The organism is Aquimarina sp. 433 (assembly GCF_054054605.1).
Genome location: NZ_JBSWZK010000003.1, coordinates 211,077 through 232,633 on the forward strand (window position 1 = coordinate 211,077; position 21,557 = coordinate 232,633).

Below are 21,557 nucleotides of genomic sequence, written 5' to 3' on the forward strand. Positions count from 1 at the left end.
TATGAATAATAAGACCTTAACTATAGATTTTGATCATGATAATTTTATTCTTCGGGATCATAAAGTGTACGGTGTTAGAATCGTACCTGGAGTGACTTATTTAGATTTAATACTGCGTTCTGCGAAAAAGCTTTTTTCCAAAGAGTTTAGCGTAAGTAAGGTGTTATTTATTGAACCTCTTTCCACAACAAAAGATTATAATCGAAAACTCGAAATTAGATATAGTGAAGGGAGTCAGTCTTTGTTGGATGTCGAATTACGTTCTAAAAAAACAAATCATAAAGGGGAGGTATATGGAGAGTGGACAAAACACCTGCAAGGACGCTTGGATTATGCCACAGGGCAAAACAAGTATCCAACTTTTGACATAGAGAATTTTATCCAGAATAGCCAAAGAAGCTATAATATGGATGAGGTATATGCTGGGGCGAGAACGATAGAGATATGTCATGGGGAATTTATGCAAACCTCTGGAGTAATATACCAAAAAAACGATGAGGAGCTCATGGTTTTGGAATTGAGTGAGTTAGCAGAAGGTTATCGCAATAAAATGATAGTCCATCCAGCGTTTTTAGATGGGTCTACTTTTGCAGGAAGTTCTTTTAAACTAAAAGATGATCAGGATGGAAAAATATCCTCGACAACGGGAATTCCCTATATACCATTTTCTATTGAACAATTTGAAATATATAAATCTTTTCCCCAAAAGATCTATGTCTACAGTAAAAAACAAAACATTCCAAGTGATAAATTACCAGAAGTTATTTCCAATGAGATAATAATTTATAACCAAGATGGAGAAGTACTTGCTGTCTTTAAAAATATTGTTAGTAAAAGAATTAGGCAACCAGAATCCATTAAGAACATAGTTTCAAAACCAAAGGCAAAAAAGAAAAAGAAAATAAAAAGTTCACCAGCTTCAAATCAAGTCAATGAAGTAGTTACCTCCGGTAATTCTGCTGTTCAAACAATTCGAGAATACTTAAAAAATATTATCAGTGCTAAAATTGATAAGAAAGTAACCGAAATAGATGAGAAATTAGGGTTTTATGATTTAGGATTAGATTCTAATTCAACCATGGAATTGGTAGGAGAATTAGAAAACAAATGTGGTCATGATTTTTATCCAACTTTACTATTCGAGTATCAGACGATTGAAGAACTTAGTGACTATTTATTAGAAAATGAAGGGCAACATTTCTTGGATTTTAAAAAAGAAGAAGCCCCTGACTTTTTAGAAGTAACAACAAATCAAACAGTAAAACCGGAAGATACGGTAAAAACTTCTTTGCCACTAGAAACCTCAAAAGAAGATATTGCAATTATTGGTCTTAGCGGGAGATATCCTGACGCAAACAATATACCAGAGTTTTGGGAAAATCTTAAAAATGGAAAAGATAGTATAACCAATAAATTACCTCCCAGGTTAAGAATTGATGCATCAGATAAAACTTTTTGGGGAGGTTTCATAGAGGAAGCAGAAACCTTTGACCCGTTATTTTTTCAAATTTCTCCAAGAGAAGCAGAAAAAATGGATCCTCAGACTCGATTGTTTTTGGAAGAAAGTTGGAATTGTGTTGAAGATAGTGGGTATAAAATCTCCCAATTAAGTAAAGATGAAAAAGTTGGTGTTTTCGCTGGAGTTTTTTGGACAGATTATCAATTGTATAGGGTGCAAAAAGGGAATAAACCTATATACCCAAGTAGTTTTGTTTCCCTAGTAGCTAATACTGTATCTTCGTGTTTTGGATTCAAAGGACCAAGCATAGGGTTGGATACGCAGTGTTCTTCTTCACTAACAGCTATTCATTTAGCTTGTAACAGTATTCGTAATAGAGAAAGTTCAGTGGCGATTGCCGGAGGAGTAAATCTTACTTCGCACCCTAGTAAATACTCGTGGCTATCTAACTCATTGTTTTTATCCTCTAAAGGAAGATGTGAAAGTTTTGGAGAGGGAGGAGATGGATATGTTCCAGGCGAAGGAGTTGGTGTCATTTTGCTAAAAACTTTGTCTAAAGCTATAAAAGACGGAGATCAGATTTATGGGGTTATCAAAGGAACTGCAATAAATCATGATGGAAGGAGTACTGGGTTTACCGTGCCTAATCCAAAAGCTCAATCAGAAGTAATTAAAGAAGCAATTAGTAAAGCAGGTGTGCTGCCAGAAGATTTCAGCTATATCGAAGCACACGGAACAGGCACAAGTATTGGCGATCCAATAGAAATGTCGGGCCTAAAAGGAGCATTTAAGACTGATAAAAAACAATACTGTAGTCTCGGCTCTGTTAAATCAAATATTGGACATTGCGAATCAGCTGCTGGAATTTCTGGCGTTACCAAGGTTTTATTACAGATGAAGTATAAAAAATTGGTTCCTTCTTTGCATTCATCAACACTCAATTCTAAAATAGATTTTAAAAACTCTGCTTTTGTAGTGCAGCAAAAATTACAAAAATGGTCTACACCTGATAATAAATCAAGACTGGCAGGTGTCAGTAGTTTTGGAGCTGCTGGTAGTAACGCACACGTAATTATTGAAGAATTTAAGTGCCAAGACAAAAAAAAGAATGACAATTTCAAAAATGGATTAGTTGTCTTGTCAGCTAAAAATACTAATAGCCTAAAAAAACAAGTGTCAAATCTTGCCAAATTTCTAAGTGAAAACAAAAAAAGTAGACTAATCGATATCGCATATACCTTGCAAACCGGACGAGAAGAAATGGAAGAAAGGCTTGCTTTTGTTGTTTCGGACAAAGAAGATTTAGCAATAAAACTTTCCAAATATCTCGAAGGGGATTTAGATGGTTTCTATTGTAATAATGTGAGAAAAAATAACCGGTTAACCGATGATATTACAATTGATACAATAAAACAGGATCCATTAACTTCGAAAGAAGAAATTAGTGTAATAGCTCAAAAATGGGTTTCAGGTATAAACATAGACTGGGAATTACTTTATGCAAATGAAGACCCTAAAAGAATTAGTTTACCATCGTATCCGTTTACGAAAAAGAAATATTGGATTCCACAGGAAAGTATAAATCGATCAGTCGAAATCCATCCACTTATTCATCAGAATACGTCTAATCTTACCGAACAGCGTTTTACAAGCTGGTATTCTATAACGGATTTTTTTATAAGAGATCATAAAATTAATAATGACCACATATTACCTGGCGTAGTATATCTACAAATGGCATTAATAGCTGGCACATTATCAACGGATAAAAAAATAACACAGCTTAGTAATATTTATTGGTTGAAACCTTTTATCGGAACGGATACCAATCAAGAAATCAATATCAGATTATATTATAGAGAGCAAAGTTTGTCTTTCGACGTCTATTCTGGATCACATAAAGAAATACATTGCAAAGGAAATATTGATACTAAAGAAAAAACATTTTCTAAAAGCATAGACCCGAATAAGATCAAAACTAGACTCCCTAAATCAATTGATAAGTCGGCTTATTATGAGATGTTTAAGGAGAAAGGATTTGATTATGGATCAAATTTTAAAGGGATTGATAAGGTTTATTATTCAAAAACCGAAGCCTTGTCAAAAATTAAGTTTTCTTCTGAAGATGAAAATCAGCGCATTCTTGGAATTATTGATAGTGCCTTTCAAACATCTGCAAGTCTATACTTGAACCGTGAAGAAAATATGATCTTTATTCCTTACAGGATCGAACAAATTAACCTTTATGAAAAACTTCCATCAAAAGTTTGGTGTCATGTTACAAGTAGACTACAATCAGAAAATAATGACAGAAAAAATATCAGTGATTTAGAAATATATGATAAAAAAGGAGAATTACTGATTGAGATAAAAGGTTTTTGTTCGTTAGCCATCCCTAGTAAAAAGAAACCTGATCAAGACAAAGTACTAAAAGAGGATAAAATTCATTTATTCGATTATGTATGGAGAGAAAAATCTTTGGTAGATCATAAAAACGATCTCCATAACGACAACTCCAAATTAATTATAGTCGCAGGAGGAACCCCCGATTTATGCGACAAATTAAAAGAAAGCTTAGTTCTAAACGTAGAATATATCAGTGAATATTATGATGAGGAGGACTACTTCATTACACTTTTAGAAAAAATAAAAGAGCGTAAGCACCCTAAGGAAAATCTAGACATAGTTTTGATCTATGAGAATCAAGATTATTTGAAATATGGATTTGTTTCTGGACTGTTTAAAACAGCAAATTTGGAAAACCCTAAGATAAATGGCAAAACCATTGGTTTTGACAATTTATCACTTAAGAATTTTGGTTTTATCTCAAATGTTATTGATACAGAAGTGGCCTTTTTAAGTGAGGAAATAAGATATAAGGCTGGGAAAAGGGAAATCAAAAAAATAGAACCTTGGCAATTACCATCAAATTCGACTACAGTTCCAGTATTAAAAAAAGGTGGAGTTTATGTAATCACTGGGGGAGCAGGAGGACTAGGTGAAATTTTTGCGTCCTATTTGAATCAATTTAAGAATACAACATTGATTTTGATTGGTCGAAGTGAATTAGATAATAAGAAAAAAGAGAAATTATCTGGCTTGCATAGTTATGAATATTTTCAATGTGATATCAGTAATAAAGATGAAGTTTCTAAGTTAATCCCATACATCGTAGCCGAATATGGAAAGATTGATGGTGTAATACACAGTGCTGGAGTTATAAAGGACAGTTTTATACTAAAGAAAACTAAGAACGAGGTAGCTAAAGTACTTTCTCCAAAGATTAGAGGAATAAAGAATTTAGATGAACTTACCAAGAATGAATCGCTCGATTTCTTTGTTATTTTTTCATCTTTAGCAGGAGTTACGGGCAATATAGGTCAAGCCGATTATGCCTCTGCAAACGCATATATGGATAATTATGCGTCGTATCGAAATGAATTAGTTTCTCGTGACTTAAGAAAAGGTAAAACAATTAGTATTAATTGGCCTCTTTGGAAAGATGGAGGTATGCAAATCTCAGAACAATCTGAGAAAATATTAAAAGAAAAATGGGGTTTTTCACCACTTAAAAAAATAGACGGGATTAATGTTTTTAATGAATTACTTTCTAACAAAAGTGGTCAATGTCTGGTAGTGTATGGAAATAAAAATAAAATCAACCAAAACTTTCTTGGTAAAATAAATAAAGTTGAAATTTCTCCTCCTGATAACACTACCTCTAAAACTTCACGGTATGATTCACCAGAAAATAATGAAAAATTGTTTAAAAATTTAGTGTTTGAAGAATCACAAATTTATCAAGACAAATTTGAACAAATAATAGTGACCAACGATTTTAAAAATAGTGTACACAAATCAGATAATGTACAGTTTAAAGGTGCGAATATGATCAAAAAACAAAACAAGCAAGAAAAAATTACGCTCTCTGTGATTTCTGATCCTATTTCCTCAAATGAGATAAACAATCTCGATGATCAAAAAAAAGTCAATATGATAATTAATAATAATTCTGAGTATAACTCACTTACCGATCAGGAAAAATACGCCATAGCAGATCAATTGACGCAAATGGTAAAAGAATCATTATATATTGATGATGATATCGAAAAAGATATAGCTTTTCAGGAACTAGGAATGGACTCTATTATTGGAGTAGAATTGATTAAAGAGATTAATGAGCATTTTGATCTTGATCTAGAAGCCATAATTCTATATGATCATCCCGATGTTAACTCCTTATCAGAACGTGTTATTACGGAAATAAACAAAAAAAATCAACAACTTGATGAAGCTAACACCAAATCAAGTTTTATTGAGGAAACGATAAGTACTGAAGATCATAAAATAAAGTTGGAGACAATCGAAACGGATAGCTCAGAACCGGAAGAAACACTAGTTGTGAAAACCGATGTAGATAAGGTAGTAGTTGTTGATAATCCAACTATAATCTTGGAGGAAAAACCCTTAATTAGCTCTAAATCTATAGTTGACGCTACAGAGCAAACTAGTACTGAAGAGAGTCAACGAATTGCGATTGTAGGAATGAGTGGAAGATATCCTAAATCTAAAAACTTAAATGAGTTTTGGGAAAATCTTTCTCAAGGGTTGGATTGTATCAGTGAAGTTTCAAAAGATAGATGGGATGTCGAAAAGTACTATAAAAAGGATGGTGAAAAAACTGGTGATATCTATTGTAAATGGTTAGGAGAATTGGAAGATATTGATAAGTTTGATCCTCTTTTCTTTAATATTTCCCCAACTGAAGCAATATTAATGGATCCGCAGCATAGAATATTCCTACAAGAATGTTGGAGGTCCATAGAAGATGCAGGGTATCAAAAATCAGATCTAGATGGTATAAAGTGCGGGACCTATGTAGGAATTATGACAAGTGAGTATATCCAGAAAATTAAGGATACGAATGTAAAAGAAAATCTAGCACAAGTAATGGTCGGGAATGCATCTTCAATATTTGCAGCACGCCTAGCGTATTTATTGAATCTCAAAGGTCCGGCTATTGCAGTGGATACGGCATGTTCAAGTTCTATGGTTTCTATTCATTTAGCGTGCCAAGCTCTTATGAATGGAGAGGTGGATATGGCGGTTGCAGGAGGAGTTACCTTGTATCTAGGGGTAGAATCTTACCAACAAATGTGTGCTGCAGGGATGTTATCTAAAGAAGGGAAATGTAAAACGTTTGATAATAGTGCTGATGGATTTGTTCCAGGAGAAGGTGCAGGTGTAGTAGTGCTAAAAAGACTTGAAGATGCAATATCTAGCGGGGATGATATCAAAGGGGTAATTATTGGAACAGGAATTAATCAGGACGGAAAAACAAATGGTATTACCGCCCCAAGTGTTGGCTCTCAAATGAATTTAATAGATAGTATTTACGAAAAATATCAAATCGATCCGGAAACTATCTCATATGTTGAAGCACATGGAACTGGCACTAAACTTGGGGATCCAATAGAAATAGATGCACTTAGTAAAGCATATAATAACTTCACTAACAAAAAGAATTTTTGTGCAATAGGATCTGTAAAAACCAATATAGGCCATACTTCTGCTGCGGCGGGTGTTGCAAGCCTTCAAAAAGTGTTATTGCAATTTAAACATAATAAGATAGCCCCGTCCATAAATTATAAAAATGAAAATTCCCTGATAAGTTTTGATAAAAGTGCGTTTTATATCAATACGGAACTTCAAGATTGGAAAAATGATTCGAATCAACCTAAAAGAGCTGCTATTAGTAGTTTTGGTTTTAGCGGCACAAATTCACATATGGTTGTGGAAGAATACCACCAACCGTCAGAACAATATCCTCACCATGGAACCGCTATTATTCCAATATCTGCTAAAAATTTGAATAGGCTAGAAGAGCAAGTCACAAATTTGCAGGAGTTTATAAAATCATACTCCAACATAAATATACACGACCTGGCTTATACTTTGCAAATAGGAAGAAGCCCAATGCAAGAAAGAATAGTGTTTTTAGCCGATGATTTAGATAAGTTGCAATTAGAGTTATCCAGATATTTAAAAGACAATACCTCCGGATTTATTAAAGGAAACATAAAGAAAGAAAAATTAGATTTCTTTTTAAAAGGAAAAGCTGGACAGGCCTATATTAGAGAGGCTATCAAGGAAAAGGAACTGGAATCACTTGCTCAATTATGGGTTAAAGGGTTGGAAATAGATTGGAGTTTATTATATAATAATCAGGTTCCAAAAAAGATCAGTTTACCAACGTACCCCTTCGCCAGAGAAAGATATTGGGTGGCAGAAGATAAAAAACAAGTCTTAGAAATAAACACAAATCAATATCTGCATCCGTTGCTCCATCAGAATGAATCAAATTTAGATGAACAAAAATTCGTAAGTAGTTTTTCTGGAGATGAAAGTTTTATAAATGATTATGGATTTACTGAGAAAAAAATGGTTCCATCGATTTCATTTTTGGAAATGGCTAGAGAGGCTGGGGAACGATCATCAAATTTAAAAATTAACCAAATCACCAATATTAATTGGTTAAACTCAATAGGTATTCATAAGAAAACACAAGATGTTGGAGTATCAATTTATAGGGAAGAAGATGAAATCTCGTTCGAGGTATATAATGCAGATTTAGATACAGAGTATGTAAGCTGTACAGGAAATATCAGTGTAATCACTCATAAAGAAATCGATGTTTTCGAAATAGAGAAAAATAAACAAGCAATGTCGGACATTCTTACCGGCGAAGATTGTTACAATATCCTGAAAAAAAGAGGTCTTGAGTACAAGAAAAGTTATCGAGGTATTTCATCTATGTATCTTAGTAGATTTGAGGGATTATCTAAAATAACCATTGCTAAGGAAAAAGGATATGTTTTATCTCCCCAGGCATTGGAAAGTATATTGCAAACCTGTTTAGTCTTGGATAATAGTATTCAGTTTTCTGAAAAATATTCTTTAAATCATATTGATCAAGTTAATATTTATAGGCCTCTTACTGAGACATTTTGGTGTAGTGTGAAAAAAGTAACCACTGAAGGTGCAAATCAAAATAAATTACAGTTCGATGTTATTTTGATAAATGAATTAGGAGAAGCTTTGGTAGAATTTTCAAACCTTTCTATTCTAAAAGAAAAAAGCGTGACTACAACTGAGTTTGTGGATATAAAGGATGATTTGATGTTTTACGAACCAAATTGGAACACTTCCTTGCTGACCGACGCGAAAGAGGTGTTAACTCCCAAAGAACAATTAATATTGTTAGTGGATAACCAGAGGGATCATCAAAATTTAAGCATCAGTCTTGAGACGTTAGAGAATACGAAGGTGCAGGTCATAGTTTCAGAGAACTCTCTTGATTATAGCGTAGTTCTTTTCGATAGTGTTCAAAGTGCGCTAAATAGTGGAAAGCCAAAACATATTGTGGTTCTTCATCAGAATGAAGATTGGACTAATTGTGGTTTCGCTACAGGTTTGTTTAAGACTTTTCAGTTAGGGAATCATCAGTTAAGTGCTAAATTAATTGGTGTAGATTCCTTCTTAATGGAAGAGGATAAACTATTGGATATTGTTTCAAAAGAAAGGCATAATAAAGATATTGAAGTAAGATATACAAATGAAACACGAAAAGTCAGAGGTTTTACATCCCCAACAAATTCAGTTTCAGAAAAGCCTTTAGAAATAAGAGAAGGAGGAGTGTATCTAATTACTGGTGGAGCTGGTGGTTTAGGAATTATGTTTGCAGAATATTTAAGCAAAAAAGCAAATGGAATTAATTTAATCCTAACTGGAAGAAGTGAATTGTCTGAAGAAAAAAAATCAACAATTTCTAAAATACCGAGAGCTACATATTATCAATGTGATATAAGTGACCCGGAATCAGTATCCCAATTAATGCTTTCTATAGATAAAAGTTTTGGCAAAATTAATGGGGTGATTCATAGTGCAGGTGTTTTTCCGTCAGACAATTCAATTCTTTCATTAAATAAAGCATCAATAGTATCTTCCAAAGTCTTATTACCTAAAATAAATGGAACACAATTAATAGATGATTTCACCAGCAATCATCCTTTAGACTTTATGGTGTATTTCTCCTCAATCTCGGGAACATTGGATGGAGTTTTATCCTTAAAAATGTCAGACTATGCATTAGCAAATTCATTTTTGAACTATTACTCGGTTAAAAGAAATGAAGATGTGGCAAAAGGAATAAAAAGCGGTGCTACCATAAGCATTAATTGGCCATTGTGGCAAAATAGCGGCTTGTACGAGGCACAAAGTGATCATTGGATGGATGAGATATGGGGAATTAAATCACTTGAACCGGAGAAAGGATTTGAAGCATTTGATAAAATCTTGGAATATGGTAGTGATCAACTAATGGTATTATATGGCGAGAAAGATAAATTATCGAAGCATTACTGGAAAACGAATCATAAGAAAAATCAAGAGGATAGCAAAGAGATAAGACATAAGTTTGAACGAAATTTGATATCTCTTGCAGCTAAAATTTTAACTTTATCAAATGAGGATATAGATCCTACCGATCAGTTAGGTGAATATGGTTTTGATTCCATTTTACTAACTGAATTTTCGAAAGCGATTAATGATGATTATCAATTGGACATTATGCCAACTGTGTTTTTTGATCATCCTACTATTGCTGAATTATCAAGTTTCTTAATAGAAGAGCATTTTGATATCGTATCTAAAAAGTACGTTACAAGTCAATCTGATAAAATCAAAAGTGATATCGACAATGATACATCTGATCATTACGAGAATCGAATCCCTAAAAGAAAAATACCAAAGGGTAGGCAGATTTCCAAAAAATCCTCAGAACCTAATAAGGATATTGCAATTGTCGGAATGGGAGGGCTATTTGCAGAATCTAATAACAGTGATCAGTTGTGGTCACAGATCATATCAGGTGAATTGATGAATCCTATGTCCTCTTCTGATAATGAGGAATTAAATTACGGAAAGGTTCAAACAAGCTATGACCTAGAAAATCTAAAGGTCCTAGGAATATCAGAGGATCATTATACATCAATGAGTCGTCAACAAAAGTTAGTATTTAGTGCTTTAGGTCAGGCAATGAATCAGAGCAAAATATCGAAAGGGGATATTTCTAAACCATCCACAGGAGTATTTATTGGAGCAGAACAGGAGTCCTTAGATCTGGATAATTTTGCTCAGGCACAAGAGTACCAAGAAAAGAGATCTTATCTGATCCCAAATAAAATTTCTTTTCACCTCAATTTAAAAGGGCCAAGCGAGGTAATAAATACTTCATGTACAAGTTCTTACGTCGCATTGCATAGAGCGATTCAGAGCATACGACTTCAAGAATGTGAACAAGCTATTGTTGGTGGAGTAAATGTAATTTCCGAAAAGCTTTTCAAAAAAGTAGAGCATTTACAACCCTCTTCTGTGTTAAGTAACGGCACTTATACTAAAAGTTTTTCGGATGAAGGATCTGGTTTTGTGAGTAGTGAAGGTGCTGGTGTTTTGATTATCAAAAGCTTGGAAAGTGCAGAACGTAATAACGATAATATTCTTGCAGTAATTAAAAGTAGTTCTGTTACTCACGGAGGGAGAGGTTTCTCCTTAGAAGCTCCTAGTCCCGTTGGAATAAGAGAAGCGATTCATAACAGTATTAAAACGGCCAAAGTGGATCCTACTCATATTGATTACATAGAAGCTCATGGTATTGCAAACCCATTTGCCGATGCAATTGAATTAAAAAGTATTAATGATGCTTATAAAGAGCTTAGTCACGATACAACAAAACAATGGCGTATAGGAAGTATTAAGCCAACCATAGGTCATCCGGAGTTTGCCTCGGGAATTGCTTCTTTGATTAAAGTAATTAAGGCATTTCAAAATAAGGTCATTCCTGGAGTTTCTGGACTAGAAAATATCAATAAAGGTTTAGATCCAAATCACGCTTTAGTTATTACATCAGAACCTTCACCTTGGGAGTCCCCAGGTCGAGCACGCTTGGCAGCATTAAACGGATATGCAATTGGTGGTGTTAATACCCATATTGTTCTTCAGGAATACAAAAATATCGATGAGAATGTTACGCCAGATAGAACACCCCAAAAAAGTAGTGTAGTTCCAGAAGAAAGGATGGTATCCAAAAGCACTGATTCTTTGCACAATCAAAAAACATCTTTGACAAGAAATGAAACCGTTGTCGCCAAATTTAAAAGTGAAATTAAAGAGGAATTGCTTTCAATTTGGTCTGGTGTTTTAGAAGTAGATAAGGAATCCATATCGATCGATACAACCTTTTTTGAATTAGGAGGGCAGTCGATTAATGCAATGAGCCTATTTAATAAGATTAATGATACCTTCAATATAGAGTTGCCCTTACACGAGATTTTTTCTGTAAATACGATTAGATTAATGACTGATTATATTTTAGAAAAGCTCGATAATGATGAAGATGGGAAACCCTTACTGAGATTAAATAGTAAAGAGAATCAGAATTCAAAGGAGTCCTTATTTAAGAAGTTTAATCTTAGTGAAAATATTGACTATGGAGAACAACAAGAATTTGAAGTATTTCATCAGCAAGAAAAGGAATTTGTAAGAAAAAGAATTATTGGCGCGAACTCTTACAATATGTCATTTATGGTACCATTTTCTGACTTAAATACTGAAACATTAGAAGATGTAATTGAAGAGCTTGTGCAAAGACACGAAAGTTTAAGAACAACTTTTAAGTTTGAAAATGGTAAGGTACTACAATATATAGCTAAGAAGATATCAAAAATAGAAATCGAATACATAGACCTTAAAGAAAAAGAAAACAAAGATCAACTTGTTTTAGAAATTCGCGAGAATATTAATGATGTATCATTTGATTTAACGAAATCACCACTTTTTTACTTGCGTGTTGTTCACTATTCTAAGGAAATGTCTGGTTTACTTTTTACTATAAATCATACCATCTCCGATGCACTGTCTATGAATGTATTGAAAAATGAGATCGAAACGCTGTATAAAGAAAAGATAACCAATTGTAATTCTTCCTCATTACCAGAACCAAAGTTTCAGTATAAAGATTATGCTATTTGGGTGAATAGATTTTTAAAGAGTGAGGATGGGATTAAATTAAGAGATAGTTATTTGTCAAAAATCAAAGAAAGCATAGAAAGCTCTCTATCAGAAAATGATAAACTTTCTACCATATCTTATAGAGATCACCTTACCAAGGAACTTAAACAGGAATTGAAAGGGAAAGATATTTCAGGATATTCGGATGCTTATGGAACCATCGTAAAATTATATCCTGGATATGGAGCGTCCTACAACTTTTTCATGCATAAATCTGAATCTTTAGAGCTAAAAAATATTGCAAAGAACAATGAATCAAGTTTATTCATGCAATTAATTTCGGTATATGCACTGATGTTATATAAAACAGGCGGTTCTAAATATTTACGATTTTATATTCCTTTTTCCAATAGAATTTTTAAAGAGTTTGAAAATATTGTTGGTTGGCTTAGTTCCGAAATTGTGTTGACACTGGAAATTAATGACTCGTTATCATTTAATGAATTTGTGAAACAGGTTACAAAAGAGGTATTCGAAACCTCAAAGAACAGGTTTTATCCATACGAGAAAATATTAAATGATTTAAATGTTCAATTAAGCATATTGGCACCTTCATTTTTCAATTATATCATAGAATCTGACACCGTGTTGGAGAACCCAATAACTGGTCATAGTCCTGAAGGATCGGCCCATTTCAATTTTAAAAACACCATTATTGAATATAAAAATGGAATTTATTTTCAACTAGAGTATGATAAAGAGGTTTACAATGCTACGGATATTGAAAATATGTTTCAAACTTTTTTAAAGATTATAGAGAGTTTAAAAAACAACCAGGAAATCACAATTGCACAGTTATTGAAAACTATTCCCTCTGGAGAACTAGGATACCCATCCAATATTTCAGATACCCTAGAAAAATAGAATGCCCAACCAATATTCAATTAATTATAAACAAGGTAATACCGAACTTATGAGATTAGTTATTGTTTCAAATAGACTTCCGATTACACTTTCAGACGCTAAAAATTCTAAGGGCAAAAGAAGTGTTGGAGGATTGGCCACTGGAATCCACTCATATTTGGAAAAGATAAAAAATGGAGAAACCAAATTTACCGATTACAGGTGGCTAGGTTGGCCAGGTTGTGAAATAGGAGCAGGAGAAAAAACAAAAATCCGTAATGAATTCTTATCCAATTATAAGTACGATCCTGTTTTTTTGGAAAAGGAATTAATTAAAGGGTTTTACGATGAATTCTGTAATCAGATTATCTGGCCATTATTTCATGGGTTTCCAAACTTTATAGAAGATAATAATTCCAATGCTTGGGATATCTATGTTAAGGCAAATATGGTCTTTTATGAATCTCTTCGTCAAACATTAGCAGACGGAGATGTCGTGTGGATTCATGATTATCATTTAATGTTGTTACCAGCGTTAATTCGTCGGGACTATCCCAAAATAAAGATTACATATTTTCTTCATATTCCTTTTCCGGACTTGAATAGTTTTAAGCGATTACCAAATAATCAAAGAATTAAAATTTTAGAAGGGATTTCTGGAGCAGATTTAATAGGCTTTCATACGAATGAATATGCAAAGAATTTTTTTAAAAATGTAAAAGAGATTCTCCAATTAGATTGTATTGATAATAAGATTTTGTTGCCAGACAGAAAAAGTGAAGTGGGGGTGTTTCCAATGGGTATTGATTATAATGGCATTAAGGCAATTACCCAAACTGACAAATGCGTAAATCTTAAGGGAAAATCTATGGCTCAAAATGATAACAAGAAGATCATTTTATCCGTAGATAGGCTTGATTATACAAAAGGTATTCTAAATAGATTAAAAGGGTTTAATAATTTTTTGGATCAGTTTCCAGAATGGAAAGAAAAAGTAGTATTGAAGCTTATTGTCGCACCATCAAGAAGGGATATACCAGCCTATAAGGAAATAAAAAATGAAATTGATAAATGGGTAGGTAACATAAATGGAACTTATAGCACTAACACATGGATACCTGTTGTTTATTGGTATAAGCAAATAGATATATATGAGATATGTGCATTATACAAAACGAGTGATATTGCATTGGTAACACCTTTAAAAGATGGCATGAACCTCATTGCAAAAGAATACCTGGCGGCTAACAATTTAGATAAAGGAGCTTTGGTATTAAGTGAGTTTGCAGGAGCCAGTGATGAACTGAAAGGAGCCATTTCCATAAACCCGTACAATGTGGATGAAATTACCTTGGCGATTCATCAAGCATTGACTTTTAGTAAGGACGAATTGTTAACTAGAAATAGAAAAATGCACGATCGGTTACAATCTTATAACGTTGTCCAATGGGCTAAAGATATTTTTGATGCTCTGTTGATTAAAGAAGAAGAGCGTCAGTTAGAAGCACTGAGTTTTGACATATTGGTGCGCAAAATCAATCAATATAAAAGTGGATATGATATGTGAAAAGAAATACAAATTAACTCAAAATTCGTGGAGAGTTATCGATAAATAAACCTAGGTAGAGCAAAAAATAAACATATATAGGTTTTCAAAATAATGAATTAGGTAATAAGCAATTCTAACGAAGTCTTTAAGATCATTTGATTTTTGAGATTTTAAAACGATCAAATCAATAAAATAACAATTAATATAAATTTTTAAACATTATTCAAGCTGTATGAAAATAATACAAAGTTATTGGACTAAACCGGTACTAAATGGAATTATGGAATCTGAAAGTGGACGGTATTCAGGTGGTTGGCTATATGAAAAAACACATTCACTAAGTTGGATTTTTAGCTGCTTACAATTAAAAAAATATTATGATAAAGTAGAACTGGTTACTGATAAACTGGGAAAAGAAATACTGATAGATCAGTTAAAGTTACCATATACCAAGGTTCATGTGATACTAGATGATCTAAATGAATATCATCCGGATTTATGGGCATTAGGTAAGATTTATTCTTATAGTATCCAGGATGAGCCATTTATACATGTGGATAACGATGTTTATGTTTGGGGTGCTTTTTCGGAAAAACTTCATAACGCTAGATTGGTAACACAACACTTTGAAAAAGGATACCCTTTTTATGAGAATCTGTACAAAAATCTCAAAACTAATAACGTCGTATTTCCAGAAGTGATTTTAGAAAACAGGAAAGTAGAAGAGAAAATTCATGCCTATAATGCTGGAATTATCGGTGGGAATGATATCGCTTTTTTCAAAAATTATAGCAAAGAAGCCTTCAAATTTGTCGATAACAATGTTGATAAACTATCAAATATAGATATAGGACGATTTAATACAATATTCGAACAGTATTTATTTTATTGCTTAACACAATCTCAAAACATCGATGTAGCCTGTTATTCGGATATAGTAGGAGAGCAAAAGCTCGATATTTTCTTCCAAAACTTAACCAGGTTCAAAGAAGCTCCTAAGGATGCAAAATTCATTCATTTGTATGGTGAATACTGCAAAAAGCATAAAGAATTCTGTGACGAACTAGAAAATAAAGTTAAAACTCATTATCCAGAATACTATGAGAATGTAATTCCGTCAAAGATTAAAGTAACTGAATAAACGCAATGATAAATCAAAAGAACTATTGCTAAAATAGGTGCTAGCTTTTGTTTAAAAATCGTAATATGAAAAAATATTCAATTCTGTTATTTTTTGCAACAATATCTATTTTAGGTACTGCGATGACTTCTTTCTCCCTTGGTTTGTGGATTTTGAATTCCTCTCAAACTACCTTTGTGTATGCATTAATTAGCTTTCTTACAGTGTTGCCTCCAATTCTTTTAGGGCCCTTTATTGGAGGTTTTATTGATCGTTTTGATAAAAGAAAGATAATTATTTATGGACAACTCTTGGCCGGATTTTTCAGTATTGTTTTGATGACCTTATACCATCTGGATTTTATAAAAGTTTGGCACGTATTGTTGATTACCTTTTTGAACTCTATTGTCAATGGTTTTATAGGAAAGGCATTTTATGTGTCGACTGTAGTACTGGTTCCGAAAGAAAAAATTAGTAAGGCAAAAGGATTGGAAGAGACTTCTATTGCCTTGACAACAATACTGGTGCCGATCATAGTGCCTTTGATTTATAATCTTATTGGTTTAGAAGCAGTCTTTGTGATTGATATTCTTACTTTTTCTGTTTCGATTATAGGTTTCTTAACTATAAAGTATGGACTTGATACCGCAACAAAAAAGAAGTTTACAGTTCGAAATGATTTTAAGGAAGTTAAAGACTTCTTTACATCAAAAAAAGGAATGGTAGAAATACTAGTCTTTTATTCTGTAATTAGTTTTTTCCTTGGAGGATTAGGAATATTAATTACTCCAATGGTTTTAGGGTTTTCTGATGAAATTGGATTAAGTATTACGATGATTCTTGCTGGGATAGGAAGCTTTTTAGGTGGTGGATTAATGAGTTTTTTTAAGGGGTTTATGTATCCGATGAAAAGCATTCTTAATTTATTAATGATCGTTAGTTTTATTTTGGTCTTGTTCTTATTCATACCGATTAGTATTACTTCGGTGTCAATATTATGTTGCCTTTTTATGTTTTTTTCATCTATAATGATGATCTGCGATCATACTTTTTGGCAAAATACGGTGCCTTATGATTTACAAGGAAGAGTTTCTGGTTATAAAGGTCTAATAATAGGTATTTGGGTACCAGTATCTTTTTTAATAACAAGTGTTTTAATCGATTATGTATTGATCCCTGTTGCAGATCAGATTCCATTAAATAGAAATTATTATCCCGGTACAGATAGAACTTATGTCATTTTGATATTGTTTTCTTTGATTGGAGGGTTAGTATTTGTCTTCACTGGCTTTATCAAAAGGAAGAAAATTTTTAAACAGATAGACTTATTATATATAAAAAAACTAAAGCATCCGGCAGATAGTTAAGGGTTGCTTGTGATAAAAACAATTTAAGTTATGAAAACAGTAATGTTCCCTGGTCAGGGTTCTCAATATAAAGGAATGGGTAAGGATTTATTTCCAATGTATCGATCACAAACAGAACTTGCATCATCGATATTGGGTTATGACCTGGAAGAACTTTGCCTTTCAGACCCAAAAAGGCTATTAGGTAAAACTCAATTTACACAACCTGCTTTATACGTTGTCAATGCGTTTAGGTATTACGAACAATATAAAAATGAAATACCTGACTATCTTATTGGACATAGTTTAGGAGAATATAATGCGCTATTAAGTGCCGGAGTCTTTGACTTCGAAACTGGATTAAGGATGGTGCAAAAAAGAGGAGAGCTCATGGCTGCAGCATCTGGAGGAGGGATGATTGCCGTATTAGGTTTAGATAGTAAAGAGCTAAGACAACAACTAGATGACTCTGATTATGATGAAGTAGATATTGCAAACTTTAATTCGCCTTCTCAGATCGTAATTTCCGGTAAAAGTGAAGTTATGGAAAGTGTTTTGAAAAACTTTGACGGGAAAGGTATAAAAGCGATTCCATTGTTTGTAAGCGCACCGTTCCATTCAAGATATATGAAACCGGCAGCTGATGAGTTTAAGGAATTTATAAAAGGTTTTGAATTTTCACCAACCAAAGTACCAGTGATAGCAAATGCAACTGCATTACCTTATAATCCAAACGACATAAAAAACTTACTGAGCACACAAATCACAAGCTCTGTTCAATGGATAGATTCTATAAGATTTCTGATGGGAAAAGGAGTTTCCCAATACGAGGAAATTGGAGGCAGCATCCTTACCAAAATGGTTGGTGAGATTACTGAAAAGTGTAGCCCAATTAAAGAGATAGCGAACATTAAAACATCTTCTACGCCTATAAATTCAGAGAAGAGTACTACGGATAATGATAATTTATTGCAAATAAATAATGATAAAGTAGCTGCCATTCAATTAGGGAGTAAGGCTTTTCGGGATGATCATAATGTTAAATATGCATACATGACTGGTAGTATGTATAGGGGGATTGCTTCTAAAGAATTAGTTGTGAAAATGGCAAATTCCAATATGCTTAGCTTTTTGGGTACTGGTGGGATGTCAATTCAAGAAATAGAAGAAAACATCAAATACATACAAAGCAATGTGGATAAAACTGCAAGCTATGGTATGAATTTGTTACATGATATGGCTTGTCCTTCAAATGAAATGGATCAAGTTACCCTTTTCTTAAAATATAAGATAAGAAAAGTCGAAGCCTCAGCTTTTATGCAAATTACTAAATCACTTGTTTATTATCACTTAGCTGGTTTAGAAAGAAATAGCGAAGGAATAATCGAATGTAAAAATAAGATTATTGCAAAGGTTTCTAGACCAGAAGTTGCGGAAGTTTTTATGAAACCAGCACCAAGAAAATTTGTCAATCAACTTTTAGATGAAAATTTAATTTCTCAAGAACAAGCGGTAATGTCAGAGTCGGTACCGATGTGTTATGATATTTGTGTAGAGGCGGATTCTGGAGGACATACAGACGGAGGTGTGGCATTCGTATTATTTCCATCTATCAAACAGCTCAAAAACCAAATAGAATCTAGTTATAATTACAATAAATCTATTCGAATAGGCCTTGGGGGAGGCATAGGAACACCTAGTGCCGTAGCTTGTGCCTATATTATGGGAGCCGATTTCATAACTACCGGATCTATTAATCAATGTACCGTTGAGGCAGGAACTAGCAATACTGTAAAAGATTTACTTCAAGATATAAATGTTCAGGATACGGACTATGCACCGGCAGGTGATATGTTCGAAATAGGTTCTAGAATTCAGGTGCTGAAAAAAGGAGTTCTCTTTCCTGCAAGAGCCAATAAGTTGTTTGCCATCTACAGGCAATATGATTCATTAGACGATATTCCTCAAAAAATACAAACTCGTTTAGAGAAAAGTTATTTTAAGAAATCTATATCCGAAGTATGGGAAGAGACAAAAGCTTATCTAATTAATAATAACGAACGAGATGAGGTTGCTAAGGCTGAACAAATTCCTTCGCATAAAATGGCGCTTGTATTCAAATGGTATTTTGCATATTCTAATCGACTTGCATTTGAAGGGAATATAGAAAATAAGTCAGATTTTCAAGTCCATACCGGCCCAGCACTAGGTTCTTTTAATCAATGGGTCAAAGGAACATCTTTAGAACACTGGAAAAACCGTCATGTTGATGAAATAGGCATAAAAATAATGGAAGAAGGAGCTGATATATTATCAGAGAAACTTTTAAATATGATAAAATAAAAAAATACTATGAAAAACAATTTAATACAGATTATCAAAGACAACTTACTGGAGATTTTACCAGAATTACAGGATCAGGAAATTTCCACAACTGAGACCTTCGTCGATCTCGGTGCTAATTCTGTGGATAGAGGTGAGTTAATTACATTGACATTAGAAAAATTAGACTTGGATGTATCTAGAATCGAGTTTGTGACCGCAGAAACTATTGACCAATTAGCAGATTTATTAATGGAAAAACAAAAGTAAATGAATGAAAATCAGATTTTTGAATTGATCGTTGCTAATATTAAAAAAATAGCTGTCCATTTGGAAGATGTAACCATCAAAAAGAATGCAATCTTATCGCCTCTTGGTTTAGATTCTATTGGTAGAGCTGAGTTAATTATACAAACGATAGAAGACCTTCAAGTAAATGCTGTGTCTTCTGAATTTTATTCGGCAAGAAATTTAGGCGAATTAGCAAGAATGTTTGAGCAAAAAGTTAATAACATAAATTAATGATTTTACCTGTTACACAAAATAATGTTTTGGTTACCGGGATGGGAGCTTGTACTCCAATCGGAGTTGGACTGAATGAATTTTCTCAGTCCTTAATGAACGGAAGTACTAATTTTTCAACTACAGAATTTAAAGAACACGATAAAGAGTTTATATATCCAATAGCAGAGCTAGAAAATTTTAATTTTAAAAAATCTGTAAACGAATTTATATTGGATGATCCTATTGTAGATAAGATAAAGTATTTAAGGAATGTGTCGAAAAGTATTGGTAGTGGCTTATTTTGTGCAATCGAAGCTTGGTATGACTCAGAATTAAATCGTAGCGATGTAGATTTAGATAAAGTGGCAATAGTTTCCTCAGGGACTAATATTCAGCAAGCATATCATCAGGAAGTACGGAAAAAGTATCAAGACAAAGTCCATTTTATAAACCCAAATTACGGTTTTAATTTTTTTGATACTGATGTAATAGGTGTTTTGTCCGAGTTACTTGAGGTTAATGGAGAAGGACATGTAGTTGGAGCTTCCTCAGCTAGTGGAAATATGAGTATAATCCAGGGAGTTCGACTTATCAGAAATAACGAATATGATGTAGTAATTGTAGTTGCACCTGTGATGGATCTTTCCATTTATGAGTTTCAGGGTTTTACAGCTTTAGGTGCTATGGCTAGAGTTGATAAGCTTTCACCTAATGAAATTTGCAGGCCATTTGATTCCTTGCGAAAAGGCTTTGTGTATGGTCAATCTGCTGCGTGCCTCATTCTAGAATCAGAAAAGCATGCGACTGCCAGAAGAAAAAAGGCTCACGGTGTAATTGCCGGATACGGAGTTAACTTGGACGGGAATAGAAATCCTAATCCTTCATCCGAGGGAGAAAAAAAAGCTATGATTAAAGCTATGAAATCTGCAAACGTGTCACCAAGTGATATACGATATATTAATACCCATGGGACGGCCTCAATTTCTGGTGATACAGCCGAAATTGAAGCCCTGATTGGTTCAGGACTGAGCGGGATAAAAGCAAATAGCACTAAATCACTAATTGGGCATTCTTTATCTGCATCAGGGGTGATTGAAACTGTGGCTACATTACTTCAAATGCAACAGGGATATCTTCATCCTTGTCATAATTTATCCAATCCGATAACTGATAAAATCCAATGGGTTTTAAACTCCAAACAATCATTGATGCATAGCTATGCGATTAACAATAATTTTGGCTTTGGTGGTATAAATACATCAATTGTAATAAAGAAATAATAAATAA

Annotated in this window: 8 protein-coding genes; all 8 read left to right on the forward strand. The window is 33.3% G+C overall.

Going from position 1 to position 21,557, the window contains the following annotated elements:
- Nucleotide 1 precedes the first annotated feature (1 nt).
- The gene (locus ACWNT5_RS07630) at nucleotides 2-13,450 is read left to right on the forward strand and encodes an SDR family NAD(P)-dependent oxidoreductase (RefSeq protein WP_456517019.1); all 13,449 of its coding nucleotides are present in this window, start codon (nucleotides 2-4) and stop codon (nucleotides 13,448-13,450) included.
- A 49-nt stretch (nucleotides 13,451-13,499) separates the two neighbouring features.
- Nucleotides 13,500-14,996: a trehalose-6-phosphate synthase gene (locus ACWNT5_RS07635; RefSeq protein ID WP_299608345.1), complete on the forward strand. Its 1,497-nt coding sequence runs from the start codon at nucleotides 13,500-13,502 to the stop codon at nucleotides 14,994-14,996.
- Nucleotides 14,997-15,210: 214 nt separating this feature from the next.
- Complete coding sequence (locus ACWNT5_RS07640) at nucleotides 15,211-16,119, forward strand: DUF6734 family protein (RefSeq protein ID WP_299608343.1); 909 nt, start codon at nucleotides 15,211-15,213, stop codon at nucleotides 16,117-16,119.
- Nucleotides 16,120-16,184: 65 nt separating this feature from the next.
- Nucleotides 16,185-17,465 carry an MFS transporter gene (locus ACWNT5_RS07645; RefSeq protein ID WP_456517020.1) on the forward strand — a complete coding sequence of 427 codons (1,281 nt, stop codon included), beginning with the start codon at nucleotides 16,185-16,187 and terminating at the stop codon, nucleotides 17,463-17,465.
- Between the two features lie 30 nt (nucleotides 17,466-17,495).
- A complete protein-coding gene (fabD, locus tag ACWNT5_RS07650; protein WP_299608339.1) occupies nucleotides 17,496-19,787 on the forward strand; it encodes an ACP S-malonyltransferase in 2,292 nt (763 codons plus the stop codon).
- A 9-nt stretch (nucleotides 19,788-19,796) separates the two neighbouring features.
- Nucleotides 19,797-20,036 (forward strand): phosphopantetheine-binding protein, encoded by a 240-nt coding sequence (locus ACWNT5_RS07655; RefSeq protein ID WP_299608337.1) that lies wholly within the window; start codon nucleotides 19,797-19,799, stop codon nucleotides 20,034-20,036.
- Nucleotides 20,037-20,288 carry an acyl carrier protein gene (locus ACWNT5_RS07660; RefSeq protein WP_299608335.1) on the forward strand — a complete coding sequence of 84 codons (252 nt, stop codon included), beginning with the start codon at nucleotides 20,037-20,039 and terminating at the stop codon, nucleotides 20,286-20,288.
- Nucleotides 20,288-21,550 carry a beta-ketoacyl synthase N-terminal-like domain-containing protein gene (locus ACWNT5_RS07665; protein WP_299608333.1) on the forward strand — a complete coding sequence of 421 codons (1,263 nt, stop codon included), beginning with the start codon at nucleotides 20,288-20,290 and terminating at the stop codon, nucleotides 21,548-21,550. Before ACWNT5_RS07660 ends, ACWNT5_RS07665 begins: the two co-directional genes overlap by 1 nt.
- The last annotated feature ends 7 nt before the right edge of the window (nucleotides 21,551-21,557 follow it).

Excerpts from the sequence above, each read along its gene's own strand:
- ACWNT5_RS07630 (WP_456517019.1), top strand. The coding sequence starts at position 2 with ATGAATAATAAGACCTTAACTATAGATTTTGATCATGATAATTTTATT.
- ACWNT5_RS07635 (WP_299608345.1), top strand. The coding sequence starts at position 13,500 with ATGAGATTAGTTATTGTTTCAAATAGACTTCCGATTACACTTTCAGAC.
- ACWNT5_RS07640 (WP_299608343.1), top strand. The coding sequence starts at position 15,211 with ATGAAAATAATACAAAGTTATTGGACTAAACCGGTACTAAATGGAATT.
- ACWNT5_RS07645 (WP_456517020.1), top strand. The coding sequence starts at position 16,185 with ATGAAAAAATATTCAATTCTGTTATTTTTTGCAACAATATCTATTTTA.
- fabD (WP_299608339.1), top strand. The coding sequence starts at position 17,496 with ATGAAAACAGTAATGTTCCCTGGTCAGGGTTCTCAATATAAAGGAATG.
- ACWNT5_RS07655 (WP_299608337.1), top strand. The coding sequence starts at position 19,797 with ATGAAAAACAATTTAATACAGATTATCAAAGACAACTTACTGGAGATT.
- ACWNT5_RS07660 (WP_299608335.1), top strand. The coding sequence starts at position 20,037 with ATGAATGAAAATCAGATTTTTGAATTGATCGTTGCTAATATTAAAAAA.
- ACWNT5_RS07665 (WP_299608333.1), top strand. The coding sequence starts at position 20,288 with ATGATTTTACCTGTTACACAAAATAATGTTTTGGTTACCGGGATGGGA.